This is a genomic window from Streptomyces venezuelae (assembly GCF_008642315.1).
GTDB lineage: Bacteria > Actinomycetota > Actinomycetes > Streptomycetales > Streptomycetaceae > Streptomyces > Streptomyces venezuelae_D.
The window spans coordinates 7,806,718-7,826,352 of record NZ_CP029192.1; the positions used below are offsets into that span (position 1 = coordinate 7,806,718).

General features: G+C 71.2%; 16 protein-coding genes and 2 pseudogenes. 10 read left to right on the plus strand and 8 right to left on the minus strand.

All coding sequences use genetic code 11. The features are described 5' to 3' along the window. The first annotated feature begins 32 nt into the window (after window positions 1-32). On the plus strand, window positions 33-1,004 hold the full coding sequence (locus DEJ48_RS34500; protein ID WP_150220055.1) for an ROK family protein: 972 nt from the start codon (window positions 33-35) through the stop codon (window positions 1,002-1,004). Between the two features lie 63 nt (window positions 1,005-1,067). On the opposite strand, the gene DEJ48_RS34505 is transcribed toward DEJ48_RS34500, so the two are convergent. Next, complete coding sequence (locus DEJ48_RS34505; protein ID WP_150220056.1) at window positions 1,068-3,143, minus strand: NPCBM/NEW2 domain-containing protein; 2,076 nt, start codon at window positions 3,141-3,143, stop codon at window positions 1,068-1,070. 468 nt (window positions 3,144-3,611) lie between these two features. Between DEJ48_RS34505 and DEJ48_RS34510 the strand changes: the two genes are divergently transcribed. Next, window positions 3,612-5,543 (plus strand): SMI1/KNR4 family protein, encoded by a 1,932-nt coding sequence (locus DEJ48_RS34510; RefSeq protein ID WP_150220057.1) that lies wholly within the window; start codon window positions 3,612-3,614, stop codon window positions 5,541-5,543. A gap of 65 nt (window positions 5,544-5,608) precedes the next feature. Further along, window positions 5,609-6,162 (plus strand): annotated as a pseudogene (locus tag DEJ48_RS40515) (GrpB family protein). A gap of 25 nt (window positions 6,163-6,187) precedes the next feature. On the opposite strand, the gene DEJ48_RS40835 reads toward DEJ48_RS40515, so the two are convergent. From DEJ48_RS40835 to DEJ48_RS34530, 3 genes and pseudogenes are all read right to left on the minus strand, one after another. Beyond that, window positions 6,188-6,316, minus strand: coding sequence for a hypothetical protein (locus tag DEJ48_RS40835; RefSeq protein WP_263399497.1), 129 nt, complete (start codon window positions 6,314-6,316; stop codon window positions 6,188-6,190). A 40-nt stretch (window positions 6,317-6,356) separates the two neighbouring features. Then, window positions 6,357-6,725, minus strand: a pseudogene (locus tag DEJ48_RS40975) (N-acetyltransferase family protein); the annotation flags it as partial. Between the two features lie 67 nt (window positions 6,726-6,792). Next, window positions 6,793-8,316, minus strand: a complete 1,524-nt coding sequence (locus tag DEJ48_RS34530) for an MFS transporter (protein WP_223832291.1) — start codon at window positions 8,314-8,316, stop codon at window positions 6,793-6,795. A gap of 67 nt (window positions 8,317-8,383) precedes the next feature. On the opposite strand from DEJ48_RS34530, the gene DEJ48_RS34535 reads away from it, so the two are divergent. Further along, window positions 8,384-9,091, plus strand: coding sequence for a TetR/AcrR family transcriptional regulator (locus tag DEJ48_RS34535; RefSeq protein WP_223832292.1), 708 nt, complete (start codon window positions 8,384-8,386; stop codon window positions 9,089-9,091). Here the strand turns inward: DEJ48_RS34535 and DEJ48_RS34540 are convergent. Next, complete coding sequence (locus DEJ48_RS34540; protein WP_150220060.1) at window positions 9,060-9,455, minus strand: STAS domain-containing protein; 396 nt, start codon at window positions 9,453-9,455, stop codon at window positions 9,060-9,062. The two genes, DEJ48_RS34535 and DEJ48_RS34540, sit on opposite strands and share 32 nt — an antisense overlap. Before the next feature lie 313 nt (window positions 9,456-9,768). On the opposite strand from DEJ48_RS34540, the gene DEJ48_RS34545 reads away from it, so the two are divergent. After that, on the plus strand, window positions 9,769-10,806 hold the full coding sequence (locus DEJ48_RS34545; protein WP_150220061.1) for an NUDIX hydrolase: 1,038 nt from the start codon (window positions 9,769-9,771) through the stop codon (window positions 10,804-10,806). A 111-nt stretch (window positions 10,807-10,917) separates the two neighbouring features. Then, window positions 10,918-11,655 carry an alpha/beta fold hydrolase gene (locus DEJ48_RS34550; protein WP_150220062.1) on the plus strand — a complete coding sequence of 246 codons (738 nt, stop codon included), beginning with the start codon at window positions 10,918-10,920 and terminating at the stop codon, window positions 11,653-11,655. 96 nt (window positions 11,656-11,751) lie between these two features. On the opposite strand, the gene DEJ48_RS34555 is transcribed toward DEJ48_RS34550, so the two are convergent. Further along, entirely contained in the window at window positions 11,752-13,107 is a 1,356-nt protein-coding gene (locus DEJ48_RS34555; RefSeq protein WP_150220063.1) for a dipeptidase, read from the minus strand. Window positions 13,108-13,242: 135 nt separating this feature from the next. Here DEJ48_RS34555 and DEJ48_RS34560 point away from each other — a divergent pair, with 135 nt between their 5' ends. Then, window positions 13,243-14,457 carry a geranylgeranyl reductase family protein gene (locus tag DEJ48_RS34560; protein WP_150220064.1) on the plus strand — a complete coding sequence of 405 codons (1,215 nt, stop codon included), beginning with the start codon at window positions 13,243-13,245 and terminating at the stop codon, window positions 14,455-14,457. 49 nt (window positions 14,458-14,506) lie between these two features. Here DEJ48_RS34560 and DEJ48_RS34565 read toward each other — a convergent pair whose 3' ends face one another. After that, on the minus strand, window positions 14,507-14,980 hold the full coding sequence (locus DEJ48_RS34565) for a nitroreductase family deazaflavin-dependent oxidoreductase (RefSeq protein ID WP_150220065.1): 474 nt from the start codon (window positions 14,978-14,980) through the stop codon (window positions 14,507-14,509). Between the two features lie 188 nt (window positions 14,981-15,168). Between DEJ48_RS34565 and DEJ48_RS34570 the strand changes: the two genes are divergently transcribed. From DEJ48_RS34570 to DEJ48_RS34580, 3 genes are all read left to right on the plus strand, one after another. Continuing rightward, window positions 15,169-15,900 carry a TetR/AcrR family transcriptional regulator gene (locus DEJ48_RS34570; RefSeq protein WP_150220066.1) on the plus strand — a complete coding sequence of 244 codons (732 nt, stop codon included), beginning with the start codon at window positions 15,169-15,171 and terminating at the stop codon, window positions 15,898-15,900. 50 nt (window positions 15,901-15,950) lie between these two features. Beyond that, window positions 15,951-16,490: a hypothetical protein gene (locus DEJ48_RS34575; protein ID WP_150220067.1), complete on the plus strand. Its 540-nt coding sequence runs from the start codon at window positions 15,951-15,953 to the stop codon at window positions 16,488-16,490. A gap of 169 nt (window positions 16,491-16,659) precedes the next feature. Further along, the gene (locus DEJ48_RS34580) at window positions 16,660-17,343 is read left to right on the plus strand and encodes a DUF4232 domain-containing protein (protein WP_150220068.1); all 684 of its coding nucleotides are present in this window, start codon (window positions 16,660-16,662) and stop codon (window positions 17,341-17,343) included. Window positions 17,344-17,352: 9 nt separating this feature from the next. Here DEJ48_RS34580 and DEJ48_RS34585 read toward each other — a convergent pair whose 3' ends face one another. After that, a complete protein-coding gene (locus DEJ48_RS34585; RefSeq protein ID WP_150220069.1) occupies window positions 17,353-19,554 on the minus strand; it encodes a glycoside hydrolase domain-containing protein in 2,202 nt (733 codons plus the stop codon). Window positions 19,555-19,635 lie beyond the last annotated feature (81 nt).

Below are 19,635 nucleotides of genomic sequence, written 5' to 3' on the forward strand. Positions count from 1 at the left end.
GGCCTGCCGATACACCAGGAGACCCGACACAGATGCACATGGACCTCGTCGCCGCACTCGACATCGGCGGCACCAAGATCGCCGGAGCCCTGGTGGACGGGCGCGGCCGTATCCTCCTGCGCGCGCAGCGGCCCATGCCCGCGCGCGAGGACGGCGACACGGTGATGCGGGCGGTCGAGGAGGTCCTCGGCGAGCTGGCCTCCAGTGACCTGTGGGGGCGCGCGACAGCCGTGGGCATCGGCAGCGCGGGCCCGGTGGACGCCTCCGCGGGCACGGTCAGCCCGGTCAACGTGCCCGGCTGGCGCGACTATCCGCTGGTCGACGGTGTCCGCGCGGCGACCGGCGGACTCCCCGTCGTCCTGGTCGGCGACGGCGTGGCGATGACCGCCGCCGAACACTGGCAGGGTGCGGCACGCGGCCACGACAACGCGCTGTGCATGGTCGTGTCGACGGGCGTCGGCGGCGGCCTCGTCCTCGGCGGCAAGCTGCACGCGGGCCCGACCGGCAACGCGGGACACATCGGCCACATCAGCGTGGACCTCGACGGCGACGCGTGCCCGTGCGGGGCGCGGGGCTGTGTCGAGCGGATAGCCAGTGGCCCGAACATCGCGCGTCGCGCCATCGAAGGCGGCTGGCTCCCCGGCGCCGACGGCGACACGTCGGCGGCCGCGGTGGCGACCGCCGCCCGTGCCGGGGACCCCGTCGCGCTCGCCTCCTTCGAACGGGCGGCGCAGGCGCTGGCCGCGGGGATCGCCGCCACGGCCACGCTCGTCGAGATCGACATCGCGGTGATCGGCGGGGGCGTGGGGAAGGCGGGCGACGTACTCTTCACCCCACTGCGCCGCGCCCTGCGGGACTACGCCACGCTGTCCTTCGTACGCCAACTGACCGTGACGCCCGCGGTGATGGGCACGGACGCGGGCCTGGTGGGCGCCGCCGCGGCCGCCCTCGACCTGGAGCCGAGCGCGGCGGCACGCCTGGCGGCTCCCGCCGCCGGGCGCTAGGGCCTGTGTCGGAAGTCCCGTCGTCCGCCCGGACGCCGCGGGGCAGGCGGGACTTCCGGCGCCCTAACAGCTCAGCGTGGCCTCCGCCCAGTCGCCGTGGTCGGAGTCGATGCCGTCGCCGCCGTCCATGACGACGAGGCGGACGACCTGGGTGCCGCTCACGTCCGCGGAGAGTTCCTGCGCGGGCATGGCGTTGGTGAGCACTCCGGTCGAGGCGGCCTTCCTGCCGTCCGCCCAGATCTCGAAGGCCACCGTGCCCTTCACGATCGTCTCGTCGTCGACGCCGACCTGCGCGGTGACCTTCTCGCAGGCCGCTCCGGTGTAGTACTCGACGGTGCTCTCCGCGTGCACGCCGAGCCCCTTCGCGTACACCTTGCCGCCGATGGTGATCGGGCGGCCGTCACCGAGGCCGCTCTCTCCGTTGCTGGTGTTGCGCTCCACGGGGCCCCAGCCGTTGGTCGCCGACAGCCAGGGCAGGTCGCCGAGGAGCGAGGTGCCGGCCGGGGGCGCCACGACCACCTGGGCGGTGAGCGGCAGCACCGTCTCCGCGCGGACGCCCTTCGGCGAGCGGTACGTGGCCTTGAGTCGCAGGTCGTACGAACCCGGCTTCGTGCCGGGCGGCGCGGTGACGGCCCAGGACGTGGCGAGCGACTTGCCGGTCCGCAGCGAGCGCGCCGTGCTGGGCGAGGTGGCCTTCACGGTCCACCCGGAGGGCGCACCGAGCGTCACGGAGACCCGCTGTGCGGCCGTGCGGCCCAGGTTGGTGACCTCGGAGGTGACGTCGGCGGACTTGCCGGCCTCCACGTACAGGCCGCCCTTCAGGCCGAGTTCGGTGGCCGGCGGGTGGTGCGCCCACTTGCCGTCGGCGGAGACGCGCAGCAGTACGGTGCCGTGCGCGGGAACGGTGGCCGCGATCCGGCCCGCCGTGTTGTAGCTCTTGTGCTGCCACAGGTCGCGCAGCGCGTACGCGTCGGCGTCGGGCAGCCCGACCGCCTTCGCCGTCGTGGCGACGGTCTGCGGGCTGCCGGTCTCGTTGAAGAGGGCGACGGTGCGGCTGCCGTCCTTCATCTCCTTGGCGACGACCCAGCGTCCGCCCTGTGACGAGACGACCTCGCCCTGTTTGCCCAGCGGGTCCTGGTCGACGGCGATGACTTCCTTGTTGCCGAGGATCTCGAAGGTCTCGGGGGTGGCCTTGCGCAGGTCGGAGCCGATGAGCAGGGGCGCGGCCATGATCGACCACATCGAGAAGTGGGTGCGGTACTCGGTGTCCGTCATGCCGCCGTTGCCGACTTCGAGCATGTCGGGGTCGTTCCAGTGGCCCGGCCCCGCGTACTTCGCGAGCGGCAGGTTCCGCTTCATGATCGACAACATGGAGCCCCAGTTGTCGCTGATGTCACCGGTGGTGCGCCAGAGGTGGCCGACGTCCGCCGCCCACTCCCACGGCTTGTTCTCGCCCCACTCGCAGATGCTGTAGACGATGGGCCTGCCGGTGCTCTCGGAGGCGGCCTTCAGGGCGTCGCGCATGGCGATGTACCGCTGCTTGGCGTCGACACCTTGGTTGTTGCAGTTGTCGTACTTGAGATAGTCGACGCCCCAGTCGGCGAATTGCCGGGCGTCGCTGCGCTCATGGCCGAGCGCGCCGGGGAAGCCCGCGGAATTGCAGGTCTTGGTGCCCGCGCTCGTATAGATGCCGAGTTTCAGGCCTTTGGAGTGAACGTAGTCGGCGACCGCTTTGATCCCGTTGGGGAAACGGACGGGGTCGGGCACCAGCTTGCCGTTCGCGTCGCGTTGCGGCAGCGCCCAGCAGTCGTCGAGATTGACGTACTGGTAGCCGGCGTCCTTGAGGCCTTTCTCGACGAAGATGTCCGCGATTCCCTTGACCATCGCCTCGTCGAACTCCGCCCGGCAGTGGGTGGAATTCCAGTTGTTGAACCCCATGGGCGGGGTGAGGGCGAGGCCGTCGGGGAGCTTCGCGGAAGGGGCGGCGGGCGGGGTGGCGCCACTTGCCGTCGCCGCGGGCGTCGCGAGCCCTGCGGCGCAGAGCAGAGCGGCGGTCAGTGATCCGACCGCTCTCGTACGAATGCCCGTACGAACTCTCGTACGGGCCATACGGGTCGTGCGGTCTGGGAGATGACGCATCGTTAGGTTCCTCCGTACTCGCGTACCTGCGTAGTCGCGAGAGATGGGGGGTGAGAGGAGCTTGCACGGACGTGTCACACGCGCGCTTACGGTAGGGCTTGTTGGACTCTGTTGGAAGAGGAGCGGTACGGGTTCGGTTGTCTGGCGCCGGAAGCGTTGACGGCGGTGCCTGGTGGGAGTGGGATCCCATCCGCGCGTTCGGTTGTGTTCGGTTGCTGCAGTATTTCGCGGAGCAGGGCGATTCGCCGGACTTGAGGAGGAGGAAGCGGGGACGATGCCTGCAAATCGGCCACATCCAGAACCGCTGCATCCAGGACCGCCCCCGCCGACGAAGTATCTGACGCAGGGACGTACCCGGCCTCCCCCGACCGGGCACGGCCCTGTGCCGCGGGGCAGCCGCTGGCGTCGGGCGCCCACCGACCCCGACGCCAGCGGCAATTGTCAGTGGCGGCTGCCACGATGGCAGGCATGGAGATCTTCGAGTGGGGGCCGTGGCTCGAGCGGTGGAGCGGGGAGTGGCTGGACGCGCTCGCCGAGAGCGAGCCGGAGGAGTTCGAGGAGCTGGACGAGGACATCGTCCGGAACCGTTGGCTGGGGTTCGGTCCGGCCGGTCCGGCGCGGATGGCCGCGTTGGAGGAGCGCGTGCGCGGGTGGGGGATCGCGGCGCCGCTGCCTCCTTCCCTCCGCTCCTTCCTCGAGGTGACGAACGGCTGGCGGTACGCGGGGGGTTCCGTCTATCTGCTGGCCGGAGCGGACGACATCGTGCCGTACGGGGACCCGTTCGATCTGCAGAAGGTGTGCGAGCGGAACCTGGGCGAGAACGCGGGCGAACACGAGGTGCGGCAAGCCGGCATGTGGGGGCGGGCGTTGCAGCTGTCGCTCGACTCCGACATGACCGACGTGCTGCTCGACCCGGGAGATGTGGGCGAGGACGGGGAATGGCCGGTCTACGTACACCATGGGTGGAGCGGCGACGAACCCGAACGGTACGAGTCGTTCCGCGTGTTCATGGAAGAGATGTACAGGGACGTTTATCGCTCGGGCGGTCATGACCCCGGTTTCGAGAACGCGGTGACCCGCGAGCTCGACGGGCGGGTGGAAGAGGCCAGACTCGCCTGCCTGCGAGGCGAGTTGGACGACGCGCTCACCGTCCTCGGCGAGGCGGCCGACCTCGGCAGACCGCGGGCGCGACTCCTGGACGCCCAGCTCCGGGCGCTGCTCCAGGGACACGGTTGGGTGCCCGTGGACCCTCGTATGGACGACCCCTTGTACGCGGGCGAGGTGCTGCCGACGAGGATCCGGGGTCACCTGCGCGAGGGCCGGACGGACGACCGCTTCGTGCTGGGCCCCGTGACCGACGATTACGCGTCGGACAGGGAGCGGGCCGAGGTGGTGCTGGAGCAGATCAAGGGCCGTACGTACGAGTACGCGTCACCGGGTGCCTTCGGGCATGCCGTCAAGGAGGCCAGGGAGCTGGCGCGCTGGGGCGACACGGACGGCGCCTGGCGGGTGATCGCGGGCGCCGTCCCGAGGTGGGAGCCGTACACGGACGACCACGTGGCACCGTTCGGGCTGCTCGGTGATCCGGTGCTCGGTCCGGTGATCACGCCGGAGCGGGGCCGTGAGCTGCTGCGCATCCCTCGGGCCGGGCAGGGGGAGGCGGTGCCGGTGCCTGCGGCCACGGTCGAGAGCGTGCAGGACGGGCTCGCTTGGCTGGCGGATGAGGCGTGCGCGGCGGGCGGCACGGGCGGGCTCCGCCGCGACGCCTACCGGTTCGTCCTGGTGGAGGGGGCGCGCCCCGAGGAACTTGCGGAGCGGTTCGGGGCAGGGGAGGTGGAGCCGGTGGCGAACGAGGCGGAGGTGTTCGAGCTTCAGTACGCGTGGCAGCGGGAGCGTCGTGGCCCCATGGCCCGCATAGGTGCCGTGGGCCCGGCAGCAGGTGCCATGCCACAGAGGGACGCCGTGGACCGCTGGAGTTTCGCCTTCGAGTCGCACCGCATGCTCGGCCACAACCCCGACCGTCTCACCCACCCGGGTACCGAACTGTCACGCGGCACCCGCGCGCTCACGGTCTGGCGGGAGGGCGGCCTGTTCCACTTCGCCTGCGCCGAGGACGGCGAGGAGTGCTACGGCTTCACGGTCCACCGGGCGAACCGCGTCCAATGGGGCGACCTCCCCGCGGAGCTCTCGCCCGATCACCTGTTCCCGGACCCGGCAGGACCGGCCCCCGACCGCTCGGACGAGAGGCGTGCCCTGCGCGCGATAGCCGACGCGTACGACGTGTCGCTGCCGCGCTTCGCCCTCACGAAGGGCAGACTGCCGACGGTGCTGACCCGGCCCTGGACCAGGCCGGCGGGCCCGGGGGAGGTGTCCGTGACGATCACGGTCACTCCCCGGTGAGCCGTTCCGTGCGTGCGGGGTGAGGGGGGCGGTGCCGGTGGACGTCGTAGGGGGCGTTGAGCAGGATGACCGGTGTGACAGAGCCAAGCGCCGTTCACATCGCTGACTACGACCCGAGCTGGTCCCGGCAAGCTGTCGAAGCCATCGAGGCTCTCCGGGCAGCAGCACCCGGGCTGTTCGTGGAGGTCGAGCACATCGGCTCGACCGCCGTCCCGGGCCTCGCGGCCAAACCCGTCATCGACCTGATGGCCGCCGTCCACGACCTCACGTGCGCCGCCACCCACCGGCCGGCGCTCGCAGAATCGGGTACCACCCGCACGACAACGGGATGACGGACCGGCAGTTGTACGTCCGTGCGGACGGCGGGGCCCGCAGCCACATCCTGCACGTGGTGACCCAGGAGAGCTGGCCCACCGGTAACCAGCGCATCTTCCGGGACCACCTGGGCACCCATCCTGAGGACGCCCGCTGCTACGCGCAGCTCAAGTGGGCGACCGCCGCCGCCAGTACGGGCGCGGGCGAGTACTCGCGGGGCAAGACGGCGCCGGCGCAGGAGATCACCGACCGCGCTCGCGCGGCACTGGGATTGCCGTCGGTTCCCGTGTGGGAGAAGGGATGAGTGTCCGCCATGTTCGCGGCCGGGCTCACAGCACGCGTCGGAGGCGGAGTTCCGTGAGGGTGACCTCGTCGTAGACGTCGTCCTGCGTGGCGCCGTCCGCCTCGTAGCCCGCACGCTCGTAGAAACGTCGGGCTCGTCGGTTGTCGGCAAGCAACCCACAACGCCGACGCCTCGAAACCCTGGACCTTCAATTGCACGTGCGCCTCCTCGAGGAGCCTGCCGCCGATGCCCCGGCCCGTCAGTTCGGGCGAGACGTACAGGGCGTAGACCTCACCGAACCGCATCCGCGCACCCGTCGGCCCCGCGGCGGACACCTCACTCCGGCACGGCCCGAAGCAGACCCATCCCACCGTGTCACCGCGCTCGTCGACCGCCACCAGGTCCCGGAAGGCGCGGCGCGGGTGGGAGAGCATCCGCCGTCGTTGGGCCGTGTCGCCCTCGACCGTCATCGCGTCCAGATACGTCCGAGGAACGATTCCCGCGTACGCCGACTGCCACCCCCGGACACGTATCGCCGAGACGGCCGCGATGTCGGCCTCATCCATCTCTCGTACATGAATCATCGCGTCAGCGTAGGCCCGTGAACAGGACGGACGCCCCCGCTCCCGCACACGCCGCCGGAGCGCCGAATCACCCCGCCCGCACCCTGATCCGCCGCGCCGTCAAAGCCCCCGCCAGCGCCGCCACCGCCGTCAGCGAGAACGTCGCCGTGAGCGCCGCGGACACCGACGACCCCTGCGCGTCCGACAGTGCCACCGCCGCGCCGCCGAGGCCGGTGAGCACCGCGACCGCCAGCGTCTGCGCGAGCTGCATCGCGCCGCTCGCCTCGCCCTGCCGGTCCGCCGGAGCCTGTTCCATGGTGTCGGTGGTCGCCGCGTTGAAGGCGACGCCCATCCCCGCGCCACCGATCGCCCAGCCCGCCACAGCCGTCAACGAAGGCGTCGCGTCGACCAGCACGCCCAGCGCCATCACCACGATGCCGACGAGCAGCACCGCGAACCCCGCCCCGATCGGCACCGCCCGCGACCGCCCGCTCCAGCGGCTGTCGGCCCTGCCCTGCCAGGCCGCGCCGAGCACCCATGTGATCGCACCCGCCGAAAGCCCGAGCCCCGCCTCCGTCGCGCTCAGCCCCCGCAGCTCGACCAGGCCCAGCGGCAGGAACGCCTCGCTCCCGAAGTACGCGCCGCAGAGCAGGAAGCGCAGGACGACACCCGTCGGCACACCTCGTCGCGCGCTGAGCGTGCCGGCCGGAGTGACCGAGCGCAGCGCCATGACGGCCGCGGCGCCGCCGGCCAGTACCAGTACGGCCAGCAAGGCCGGTTGGCGCAGTTCGAGGCCGGCCAGGAGAACTCCCGTGCCCGCGGCGAGCAGCACGCTGCGCGCTGTCGGCGTGGACCACCACGGCCCGCGGTCCGCCGCAGGCACCCGCTCGGGCCCACCGAGACGACGCAGCGGCGGCAGGGCGAGCGCGGCCGCCAAGGCCACCAGCGGAAGGAGGAGCACGAACACGCCCCGCCACGACACGTGGTCGGATACGAGCGCGGCGATCGTCGGCCCGATCAGCGAGGGGACGGTCCAGCCGCCCGACACGAGCGCGAACATCCGGGCGCGCAGCCGCTGCGGGTAGGCCAGCGCGATCGCGGTGTACGCGAGCGCCATGACGGCGCCCACGCCCAGCCCTTGCAGGAAGCGTCCGGTGAGGAACAGCGGCCAGTCGGGCGCCGACCCGGCCAGCGCGCAGCCGACGGCGAAGACGGAGAGGCCGAGGGCCAGCGGGCGAGCGGGGCCGCGCCGGTCGGCGGCGCGGCTCGCGGCGACGGTGCCGATGAGGTTGGCGAGCATCAGCGCGGACAGGCCCCAGCCGTACGCACCGAGGCCGCCGAGTCTGCCCGCGATCTCGGGCAGCACGGTGGCCACGCCCATCGACTCGAAGGCCACGAGCCCGACCGAGAGCACGATGCCCCAGGTCAGGGCGGCGTGAGGCGCGCGTAAGACGCTTTCGCGGGTGGCGTCGGTGCCATCGGTGCCGTGAGTGGCATCAGTGGGGGCAATGGCGTCCACCGTGCCAGTGGTGTCCGTGATGTCCCCAGCGCCCATGGCGCCGGTGATGTCCCCAGCGCCCATGGCGCCCGTGGTGTCCGCCTGCTCGGGCAAGGCAACCCCTCCCATTACGTTTCGATCCGGACCGGAACGAAACGTCATGCTACCTATACTCGGCCCCATGGCAACCCCCGACCCCGTGCTCCCCGAAGGCCGCGCCACCCGCACCGCCCCGGAAGCCCGCCCCGCCGGCCGCCCCCGCGACACCCGGCTCGACGAGGCGATCCTGACGGCGACTCAGGAGCTGTTGGAGGAGGCGGGCTACCCGGGACTGACGATGGAAGCGGTGGCCCGCCGCGCCGGTACGACCAAGCCCGCCATCCGGCGCCGCTGGCCGTCCAGGCAGCACCTCGTCATCGCGGCGCTGGCCGACACGATGGGCACGGCGCCCACGCCGGACACGGGCTGCACGCACTGCGACCTGATCGAAGGCATCGACACCCTCAGCCGGGCCTTCGGAGGAAGCCTCGGCCGGCGTACGCTGCCCGCGCTCATGGCCGACCTCGCCGACGACCCCGCTCTGGACCGCGTCTTCACCGAGACGATCTTCCACCCCAGGAGGGCCACCACGGAGGCGGCCCTACGGCGAGGCGTCGAGCGCGGTGACATCCGGCCCGACGCCGACATCGATCTGCTCCTGGACATGCTCGGAGCCCCGACCTACCACCGGGTCCTCTTCGGCCACCTGCCCGTGACCGACACCCTCGCCCATGACGTCGTGATGACCGTCATGGGCGGTGCGGCGACGCCGAGTTGGCGCGAGCACTACCAGTCGCACCACGAGGTGACGCGGGACTTCAGCCAGCCCCGTGCTCGGGCGGGTCGATGAGTGCCGCGCTGAGCGTCGGCGCCGGTGACAGCGCCGCCGTGAGCTTCGTGACGCTCAGCATGCGCAGTGTCAACCGGTGCGAACAGACGAGGCAGAAGCGCCCGCCTCGCGCCGTCACCCTCCGGTGCGCCCGCATGAGCAGGGAGAGCCCGGAGCAGTCGATGAACGTGATCCGGCTCAGGTCGACGACCACGACGGGCTCGGGGCCCGCGGTCACGGCGTCCATCAGCGCGACGGTGCGCTGGTAGGCCACCAGGTCGATCTCTCCGTTGAGTTCGATCACTATCGCGTGGTCGAGTCCGTACACCCGCGGAGGTTGATCGGAGTCCTCGCGCGTGAATGCCTTGAGTTCGTGCTGCCGCATAATCCCCCCAGCGCCGGCGCCGACATGCTCCCGAGGGAGTGCGGCGCAACGGGAGTGCCAGTTACGAGAGGCGCCCGGGGACTGGGGGGCCTGCAGGGGAAAACGCTAGCGGGGGTGGATGCGCCTTGCAGTGCGGGAACGATTCACGGAAGGGCGACGCCACACCTTGGGGTGAAGTTGCGTCGATCCCCTTGACGAGCAGCGTGCGGCGCGAAACCTGAGAGCCACGGGCGGTTCCACTCCCATCAGGGCCGGGTTTCCATGGCAGGGTGTTGCGGGCAAGCCACAGGGGGCCAACAGAAGAGGGGGAACCGTGATCGTCTGGATCAATGGTGCGTTCGGCGCGGGGAAGACGAGCGCCGCACGGGAACTGATCGAGCTGATCCCGAACAGCACACTCTTCGACCCCGAGGTCATCGGCGGCACCCTTCCCTACCTCCTGCCGCCCAAGCGCCTCGACGAGGTGAACGACTATCAGGACCTGCCGATCTGGCGCCGTCTGGTCATCGACACCGCGGCCGCGCTGCACGCCGAGGTCGGCGGCGTCCTCGTGGTGCCGATGACGCTGCTGCGCCAGGAGTACCGCGACGAGATCTTCGGAGGTCTGGCGGCACGCAGGATCAGCGTCCACCACGTTCTGCTCGCACCCGACGAAACGATCCTGCGCGAGCGGATATCCGGCCGCCCCGTGCCGCCGGAGCCCGACAGCGAACTCCGGGTGCGGCAGTGGGCCTTCGACCACGTCGAGCCCTACCGCGCGGCCCGCGCGGACTGGATCGACCGCGACGCCCACGTCGTCGACACCAGCGTCCTCACGCCCTTCGAGACCGCCGAACGCCTCGCCGAGGCCGTCCGCAACGGCGCCGCGCCCGTCTGCGACATCGTGCAGACACCGGAACCCACCGCCGAGACCCTCGCCGCCGGGGTGCTGCTCTTCGACGAGCAGGACCGGGTGCTGCTCGTCGACCCCACGTACAAGGCCGGCTGGGAGTTCCCAGGCGGCGTCGTCGAGCCCGGCGAGGCGCCCGTACGCGCGGGCGTGCGCGAGGTCGCCGAGGAGACCGGCATCCAGCTCACCGGCACCCCGCCCCTCTTGGTCGCCGACTGGGAACCGCCGAACCCGCCGGGCTACGGAGGGATGCGCTTCCTCTTCGACGGCGGACGGCTCGACAGCGGCGCGGTCCGCATGCTCCTGCCGGGACCCGAGCTCCGCGACTGGCGCTTCGTCACCGAACAGGAAGCGGCCGACCTGCTGCCCGCCGTGCGCTACGAGCGGCTGCGCTGGGCGCTCCGCGCACGCGAACGCGGCGCCACGCTCTACCTGGAGGCCGGCGTCCCGCTCCGCGGATAGCCGTCGCGAAGGGTCTGCCTCTGCGCCCAGGCCCCGGGCCCGGCCCCAGCCCCGGTTCCGTCCCAGGGCCCGGCCTCACGGGATCGGGTGCGGCCGTTATGCTCTCGCCCCGTGGACGAAGTCGTGGTGGTGCGCGCCGGGTCGGGGCCGGAGGTCCTGCTCGTGCACGGGGGCGCCGGGCCGCGGACGACGTGGGGCGCGCTGTCCGCGCTGGGCGACCGCTGGACGCTGGCGTACGTCCATCGGCGCGGCTATCCGCCGAGCCCGGCACCACGGACGAGGCAGGACTACGAAGTGGACGCCCAGGACCTGGCGCCGCTGCTCGTCGGCCGCCCGCACGTCGTCGCCCACTCCTACGGCACGCTCGGGGCATTGGCCGCCGTCGCGGCCGCGCCGGACAGCGTGCGCTCGCTCACCCTCATCGAGCCGCCCCTCGCCTTCCTCGTCCCGGACGATCCCGACGTGGCACGGCTGGAGCGCCTCGGTGACACGGTCCTGACTCAGGGAATGGACACGGACCCCGCCGAGCTGCGGGAGTTCCTGCGCCTGGCGGGCGCCCCCGTCGACGACGGACCGCTCCCGGACGGCGTGGTCGCCGGTGTCCGTCGGGCGCACGGGGCCCGGTTGCCCAGCAGGGCGCGGCCGCGACTCGACCTCGTCCGCCAGGCCCGAGTGCCGGTGCTCGTCGCGTCGGGGGGCCACGCGGCCGCCCACGAGCGGATCTGTGACGCCCTCGCGGTCACGCTCGGCGGCGAGCGCACCGTACATCCCGGCGCCGGGCATTTCGTCGCCGCGGCACCGGGCTTCGCCGACCGGCTCGACACCTTCCTGCGCACGAGCGGGAACTGACGCCGCACGCACGCGGAAAGGTCGTCGACCAGAGCCCGAATGCGCTGCCAGCGGCGCGCGCAAGTCGTCAGCGGCGCGCCGGTCGGCGGACCGTGCTCAGTTCGCCGCGTACTTCTGGAGGAACAGCGCCTCCGCCACCGAGAGTCGCTCCAACTCCTCGGGCGACACGCTCTCGTTGACCGCGTGGATCTGCGCCTCCGGCTCGCTCAGGCCGATCAGCAGGATCTCCGCGCTCGGGTAGAGCGACGAGAGGGTGTTGCAGAGCGGGATCGAGCCGCCCTGCCCCGCGTACTGCATCTCCTCGCCGGGGTAGGCCTCACCCATGGCCTCGGCCATCGCCGCGTACGCCGGGCTCGTCGTGTCCGCGCGGAACGGCTGCCCCTGCCCGATCTGCTCCGTCCGCACCTGCGCACCCCACGGAGTGTGCGACTCCAGATGCGCCTGGAGCAGCTTCGTCGCCTCGGCCGCGTCCACGCCCGGCGGCACCCGCAGGCTGATCAGCGCCCGTGCGGCCGCCTGCACCGACGGCGTCGCGCCGATCACCGGCGGGCAGTCGATGCCGAGGACCGTGACGGCGGGGCGCGCCCAGATGCGGTCGGCGACCGTGCCCTCGCCGATGAGCCCCACCCCGTCGAGGACCTTCGCGTCCCTGCGGAAGTCGCTCTCCTCGTACTGCAGCCCGTCCCAGACGGCGTCGCTCGTCAGGCCGTCGATCGTCGTCGAGCCGTCCTCGGCGCGCAGCGAGTCCAGCGCGCGCACCAGCGCGGCGAGCGCGTCCGGGGCGGCGCCGCCGAACTGGCCGGAGTGCAGGTTCCCTTCGAGGGTGTCGACACTGACGCGTACGAGCGTCATGCCGCGCAGCGTCGACGTCACCGTCGGCAGGCCGACGCGGAAGTTGCCCGCGTCACCGATGACGATGGTGTCGGCCGACAGGAGGTCGGGGTGGGCCTCCGCGTACCGCTCGAGGCCGCCCGTGCCCTGCTCTTCGGAGCCCTCCGCGATCACCTTCACGTGCACCGGCACGCCGCCGTTCGCCTTCAGGGCGCGCAGCGCGAGCAGGTGCATGATGACGCCGCCCTTGCAGTCGGCGCTGCCCCGGCCGTACCAGCGGCCGTCGCGCTCCGTCAGCTCGAACGGCGGGGTCGCCCACGCGGCCTCGTCGAGCGGCGGCTGAACGTCGTAGTGGGCGTAGAGGAGGACCGTCGGCGCGCCCTCGGGGCCCGGCAGGAAGCCGTACACCGACTGCGTGCCGTCCGGGGTGTCGAGCAGCGACACGTCCTGGAAGCCCTCGGCGCGCAGCGCGTCCGCCACCCAGCCGGCGGCGGCCTCGCTCTCGCTCTTCGGGAACTGATCGAAGTCCGCCACCGACTTGAAGGCCACCAGTTCGGTGAGCTCCGCCTTCGCCCTCGGCATCAGTGAGGCGACGGTCTCGGCGATCGGATTCGGCGACATGGGCACGCTCCTCGTGGGTGCGACGTTGTACGTGTGAGTACATGTGATCCTCCCACAGGCGGAACCCGAGAGGGTCCGCCGTAGGATGCCGGGGGAAAGCGCGGCCAACAGCGGGATCAGGAGCGGTAGACCAACGTGAGCAGCGAGAACTCAGCGGACGACACCCGGCACGTGTGGGACGTCGTCGTGGTCGGAGCCGGCCCTGCGGGGGCCTCGGCGGCCTATGCGGCAGCGGTCGCGGGACGCACGGTCCTCCTCCTGGAGAAGGCCGACATTCCCCGGTACAAGACGTGTGGCGGCGGCATCATCGGCCCCTCGCGGGACTCCCTGCCGCCCGGCTTCGAGCTGCCGCTGCGCGACCGGGTGCACGCGGTGACGTTCACCCTCGACGGCAAGTTCGGCCGCACCCGCCGCTCCCGGCAGATGCTGTTCGGCCTGATCAACCGCCCCGAGTTCGACCAGCAGCTCGTCGAGCACGCGCAGAAGGCCGGCGCCGAGCTGCGCACCGGCGTCACTGTCGCGCGCGTGGAGCAGCACGGCACCGAGGTGCCCGACCGGCGGACCGTCGCCGTGGTGCTGCAGGGTGGCGAGACGGTCCTGGCACGCGCCGTGGTCGGCGCCGACGGCAGCGCGAGCCGCATAGGCGCGCACGTCGGCGTGAAGCTCGACCAGGTCGACCTCGGTCTGGAGGCCGAGATCCCGGTGCCCGAGACCGTCGCCGAGGACTGGGCCGGGCGCGTCCTCATCGACTGGGGCCCCATGCCGGGAAGTTACGGGTGGGTGTTCCCCAAGGGCGACACCCTCACCGTCGGCGTGATCTCCGCCCGTGGTGAAGGGGCGGCGACCAAGCGGTATTTGGAAGACTTCATCGCCCGGCTCGGTCTCGCCGGCTTCGAGCCCAGCATCTCCTCCGGGCATCTGACGCGCTGCCGTGCCGACGACTCGCCGCTCTCCCGCGGCCGTGTCCTGGTCTGCGGCGACGCGGCGGGCCTCCTGGAGCCGTGGACCCGCGAGGGCATCTCCTTCGCGCTGCGTTCCGGGCGCCTCGCGGGGGAGTGGGCGGTGCGGATCGCCGAGGCGCACGACGCGGTCGACGCGCGCCGCCAGGCCCTGAACTACGCCTTCGCCATCAAGGCGGGGCTCGGCGTGGAGATGAGCGTCGGCCGTCGCATGCTCAAGGCCTTCGAGCGTCGCCCCGGCATGCTGCACACGGCGATCACCGGCTTCCGGCCCGCGTGGAACGCGTTCGCGAGGATCACGCGAGGCTCGACGACGCTGGGCGAGCTGGTGCGTACGCATCCGATGGTGGGGCGGGTTCTGCAGGCACGGGGCGAGAAGGACGACCGCTAGCGACGTCGTCGCTTTCCCTCCCCGCTTTCCCTCCCCGCTCACCTTCCCTCTACCGCTTCCTCTGCACGGTGATGCGGAAGACGGGGTGATCGGGTGCGGCCGCCTGGAGCTCCTCGTCCGAGGAGCTCGCGGTCACGCCCTGGAAGTACTGGTTGACCTCCCAGCCCCACTTCTCCAGGTAGCCGCGCAGCAGGGGCAGCTTCTCGGCGTCGGGCACCTCCACGGCGGTGAACTCCCGCACCTTGCGCCCCACCCGCAGCTCGCCGCCACCGGCGACACGCATGTTGCGCACCCACTGGGAGTGCCCGCGCGCCGACACGAGGTACTGGCCCTGGTCGCCGTCGTACGTGAACGGGTTGACGGGGATCCGCTGCATCTTGCCGCTCTTGCGCCCCCGGACGGAGAGCTCGGCGCTGCCCATCAGGCTGACCCCGTGCCGCGCCAGCCAGCCGATCACGCTGTTCATGCGGACGTTGAGGCGGCTGCCCTTGAGGTAGTACGGCGGCGTGGGAGTCGTGGACATGGTGCCCTCCTGGGGTGGGTGGCGGCGCGGGTCCGGGCGGCGTCGTGCGGGAGCCGTTCGGGCCGACCGGAGCCGGTTTCGAGAGCACTGCTCTCGCTTGAGAGCAGTGTGCCGGACATCGCCGATCCAAAGCAAGAGCAGTGCTCTCCTTTGTGTGCGCTGCTCCGGATGCGTGGCACACTGGCCGTATGAGCAGCAGCACGAACGTCGGCTCCGGCGCCGGCACCAGCGCCACCCGGGGAGCCCGGGCCCGGGCCCGCGAAGAAGTGACCGCGGCGATCAAGGACGAGGCCCGCAAGCAACTGGCGGCCGACGGTGCCGCCAAGCTCTCCCTGCGCGCGGTCGCCCGCGAGCTCGGCATGGTCTCCTCGGCCCTCTACCGCTACTTCCCCAGCCGCGACGACCTCCTGACCGCCCTGATCATCGACGCGTACGACGCCGTCGGCGCCGCCGCCGAGGCCGCGCACGCGGGGGCAGCCGGCGAGGAGCCGGTGCGGCAGTGGACGGCGGTGTGCGAGGCGGTGCGTTCCTGGGCGCTGGAGCATCCGCATGAGTACGCGCTCATCTACGGCTCGCCCGTGCCCGGGTACAGCGCGCCGGACACGACCGTGCGCGCCGCCGCGCGCGTGGGCCTGGTCCTCATCGGCATCGTGCGCGATGCCCATCGGGGGAGAGGCGTCGCCTATGAGCGGCTGCCCGCCGAGCTCCGCACGGAAGGTGAGCGGCTCGCGGCGGACATCGCGCCCGACCTCCCGCCCGCGACGATCACGGCCATGGTCGCCGCGTGGGCACAGCTCTTCGGACTCGTCGGGTTCGAGGTGTTCGGCCAGTTCAACCGGATCGTCGAGGACCGCCCCGCGTTCTTCTCGCACGCGGTGACACAGCTCGCGCACGGGGTGGGGCTGCTGCGCCAGGGGTGAGGCACTGGGTCGGATTCGGATGTGTGCAGACCGTGGGAGCAAGGGAGACCGTGAACCGACCGTTGCTGTTCCTCGACGTGGACGGGCCGCTCAACCCCTATGCGGCCCAACCGGAGAGGCGCCCCAAGGGCTACACCACGCTGAGGGTGCCCCGGGGCGACGAAGGCCTCACGGGGCTCGGAGGGCTTTCGGGCCGACGGCGGACCCTGCGGGTCTGGCTCAATCCCGAGCACGGCCCGGCCCTGCTGCGTCTCGGCTACGACCTGTGCTGGGCCACCACGTGGATGGGTGAGGCCAACCGGTGGATCGCCCCCGTGCTGGGCCTCCCGGAACTCCCGTTCGTCGACTTCGGCGACGCCCTGCTCCAGGAGCGCCCGGACGGTGTCCACTGGAAGACCGGCCTCCTCGTCGACTACGCCGACGGCCGCCCCTTCGCCTGGGTCGACGACGAACAGAGCGGGCTCGACGACGCGTACGTGACGGCCCATCACCCCGCCTCCGCGCTTCTCCATCACGTGAACCCCCGCATTGGCCTGTGCGAAGGCGACTTTCAGGTGCTCGCGCGGGCCCGTGAGGCCGCGCTCGCGTAGGGCGGGTGCCTGAAGGTGATGCCCTGGTGGTCCATGAGGGCAGCGTAGGGGCGGTGAGGGCATCGCCTGTGACGGAACGAAGACGTCGTGGGGCACCGCCTGTAACTCGGTGCGAGTTACAAATAGTTCCGTCAGCAAACACCGCACCGCGACCTTCTGGGGGAACACCATGAAGAACACCCGTATCGCTGCCCTCGCTGCCCTCGGCCTCGCCGCCTCCCTCTCGCTCACCGCCTGCAACGGTGACGACACCGCGGCGGACGCGTCCTCTCAGGGCTCCTCGTCCTCCAACTCGTCCTCCTCGTCGTCCTCGGGCAGCGGCTCGAAGACCGAGGGCGGCTCGTCGGAAGGCGGTTCGGAGGCCGGTGCGGGGAAGTCGGGCTCCGGGCAGAACTCCGAGGCCGGCACCGACGCCCCGGACAGCGGGGCCAAGTCCGGCGGCGGCAAGGTCACGTTCTGCAAGACCGCTGACCTGGCGATCGACGCCCAGGACGCCGCGCCGGACGAGAACACCGGCCGGATCGACATCACGATGATCAACCGGGGCTCGAAGACCTGCTCGGCGACGGGCTTCGCGGGCGTCGACATCAAGGACGAGGACCACACCTCAAGCCCCATCGAGCGCGGCCAGGCCCAGCCCCGTGTGACCACGCTGAAGCCCGGCGACGCCGCCGTCTTCAACCTGGCCTACGAGATCGACAACAGCGGCGAGAGCCTCGCGTCCCCGACCCACATCCAGGTGACGCCCCCGAACGAGACCCACACCGTCGACCTGAAGTGGCCCGCCGGTGCCGGTGCGATCAAGGGCGCGTACACCGACGTCCAGGTCTTCCCCACGCACACCACCAAGTAGCCGCCGCCCTCACTGCCCTCGCAGCGGCGCATGGTACTTCTCGAACACCCGGTAGAGCCCGAGCAGCGCGGTCCCGTACCCCTGTGCACTCTCGTCGGTGCCGTTGTAGCGGGCGAGGGCGCGCCTGCTGTCCTCCTCGCTCGTGTCGAGGCCGGGGCGTGCGGCGCCGACATCGTGGGCGCCCTCGATGAGGACCAGCGGGACGGTGCTCATGTTGTGGACCGTGTCGTCGTGGAGCCGTTGCCAGACGGCCCAGAGGTCGCTCTCCTTGGTGGCATCCATGATGGTCCCGGCGATCAGCCCCTGCCGGATGGCGTGGTTGCGGGAGCGGATCGCGGTCGCCGCGAAGATCTGGCCGGGCCCGGTGCTGCTGTCGTTCTTGGTGCTCGAACCGCCCGTGTAGTGGTCGATGACGAGTTCGTCGGCCAGCCCGTCGGCGGTGTTCATCGCCCGCAGCTCCCACATCAGCGGGCACTGGATCAGCGCTTTGCGCATCCGCAGGCTCCTGGCGAGCCGGGTGAGGAGCCAGTCGTGGTCCATGAGGATGTCGAAGCACTTCGTCGTCGTCCGCACGCTGAACGCCAGGCCTCCGGTGCCGCCTTGTTCGGGCACTTTCATCACGTTCACGAAGTACGACTGGACGTCCGCGAGCATCGCGTCGCGCTGGGCCTTGTCGAAGCTGACGTCGAGGCCGTCGTCGGACTGCCCCATGTCGTACTCGCCCTGGCCGTCGTCGCGGCCGGAGACGATGTTGTTGTCGATCTCGATCTCGCCGCTCCCGGAGCCGACCTTGACGGTGGCGATCTGGTCGAAGGCCCAGTCCTCCGGCAGCGGGTAGCCGAGGTTTCCGGAGAAGCCGGTCGACATTCCGCTGACGAAGCTCGCCGAGGTGAAACCGGCGGCACGGACGCGGCTGCACACGTTGCGGGGACCGTAGATGCCGACCTGGTACTCGGAGCCGTGCTCGCTCATCGTGTCCCTGACGGCACGGAAGTGCGGCAGAATCCGCTCCGCCACCTGCTGGTCGAGCGCGTCGAAGTCGACGGCGAAGTAGATGCGGGTGCCCGCCCGGTAGCCGTAGTGGCGTGCTCGTTCGATGGCGTGCAGGGCGTCGGCGATGCCGGTTGCCCTGCTGAAGTAGCTCGCCTCACCGCCGTTGGTCTGGTAGATCGGGAACGACCGCAGCCCGTTCGCGGCCATGACCCCCAACTCGCCGGGTCGGATCTGCTTGTTGAGCGTCGACCCCGCGTAGTTCGCCAGGTAGCGCCCCACGATGCGGTAGCCGGCGTTTCGCAGCGCCTGCGCCCGTGCCGCCGTGACCTCGGTGACGCAGTCGGACGCGGTTCCTCTGCGCGTGTGGTCCCCGGTGGACACCAGCAGGGAGGCCCAGGTCTGGAAGTCCCCCCGCCCGCTCACGGGCAGTTTCACGAAGTTCTGGAACTCTTCGACCCGGTCGCCGAGCGAGGCGTCGAACCGGTCGGTGAACGCCGCCCCGGCACGCCGGTTGAAGACCATGGCCGCGCTGAACAGGCTCACCCAGGTGCCCGTCGAACCCTGCGCCACCGGATGGTTCCGCAGCCCGTCACGGGTCGCGGGTCCGAACGCCCCGGTCGCGACCGCGTCACTCATCCCCATCTCGAACTGCAGGGCGTAGATCAGCGCTTTCTGAACGTCCCTGGAGAAGTTGCCGTCGCAGGGGATGACGAAGAAGTTCTGGCGACCGACGTACCGGCCGTTGAGCCACTGCTGGATGGTGCGGATCTGGTCGGTTCCGCCGGACACGACGGTGTACGCGTCCATCGTGAGCAGCGCCTTGAACACCTTCGGCGTGACCCCGTCCCCGGGATACACGCCGCTCACGCCCATGTTCTGCTTCACCCGGGTCACGGACGCCGCCACCCGCGGGTTGTAGGTGCCCTCGATGTCGCCGCCGTCATAGCCCTTGCAGTACAGGGCGGACTGCACGACCCGGCAGACGGCCTCGTGCCGGGTGTTCGCGTCGATGACCGGGAACCGGGACCGCAGGGCGGTGAGCGTGGCGGGGCCGAAGCTGTCGGAGAGCGGAGTGAGGCCCAGTTCGTGCTGGAGCACACGGGTCAGCGCGTGCATCACCGTCCAGCTGGTTCTGCCGTTCTCCTCGACATCCGGAATCCCGTCGACGGCGTAGCTGTTGATGAACCTCTGCGCCTTCAGGACCATCTCGTCGGCCATTCGTGCCCCCTTCGTCCGCCCGCACCTGTGACAGATCGTCCACCCGCGCCCAGGCTTCGAGGGGCCTGTCGGAGGTGAAGG

Bases quoted from the DNA above. Each gene is read 5' to 3' on its own strand.
- DEJ48_RS34585 (WP_150220069.1), bottom strand. From the start codon at position 19,554: ATGGCCGACGAGATGGTCCTGAAGGCGCAGAGGTTCATCAACAGCTAC.
- DEJ48_RS34570 (WP_150220066.1), top strand. From the start codon at position 15,169: ATGAGCAGCAGCACGAACGTCGGCTCCGGCGCCGGCACCAGCGCCACC.
- DEJ48_RS34510 (WP_150220057.1), top strand. From the start codon at position 3,612: ATGGAGATCTTCGAGTGGGGGCCGTGGCTCGAGCGGTGGAGCGGGGAG.
- DEJ48_RS34555 (WP_150220063.1), bottom strand. From the start codon at position 13,107: ATGTCGCCGAATCCGATCGCCGAGACCGTCGCCTCACTGATGCCGAGG.
- DEJ48_RS34580 (WP_150220068.1), top strand. From the start codon at position 16,660: ATGAAGAACACCCGTATCGCTGCCCTCGCTGCCCTCGGCCTCGCCGCC.
- DEJ48_RS34540 (WP_150220060.1), bottom strand. From the start codon at position 9,455: ATGCGGCAGCACGAACTCAAGGCATTCACGCGCGAGGACTCCGATCAA.
- DEJ48_RS34565 (WP_150220065.1), bottom strand. From the start codon at position 14,980: ATGTCCACGACTCCCACGCCGCCGTACTACCTCAAGGGCAGCCGCCTC.
- DEJ48_RS34500 (WP_150220055.1), top strand. From the start codon at position 33: ATGCACATGGACCTCGTCGCCGCACTCGACATCGGCGGCACCAAGATC.
- DEJ48_RS34535 (WP_223832292.1), top strand. From the start codon at position 8,384: ATGGCAACCCCCGACCCCGTGCTCCCCGAAGGCCGCGCCACCCGCACC.
- DEJ48_RS34505 (WP_150220056.1), bottom strand. From the start codon at position 3,143: ATGCGTCATCTCCCAGACCGCACGACCCGTATGGCCCGTACGAGAGTT.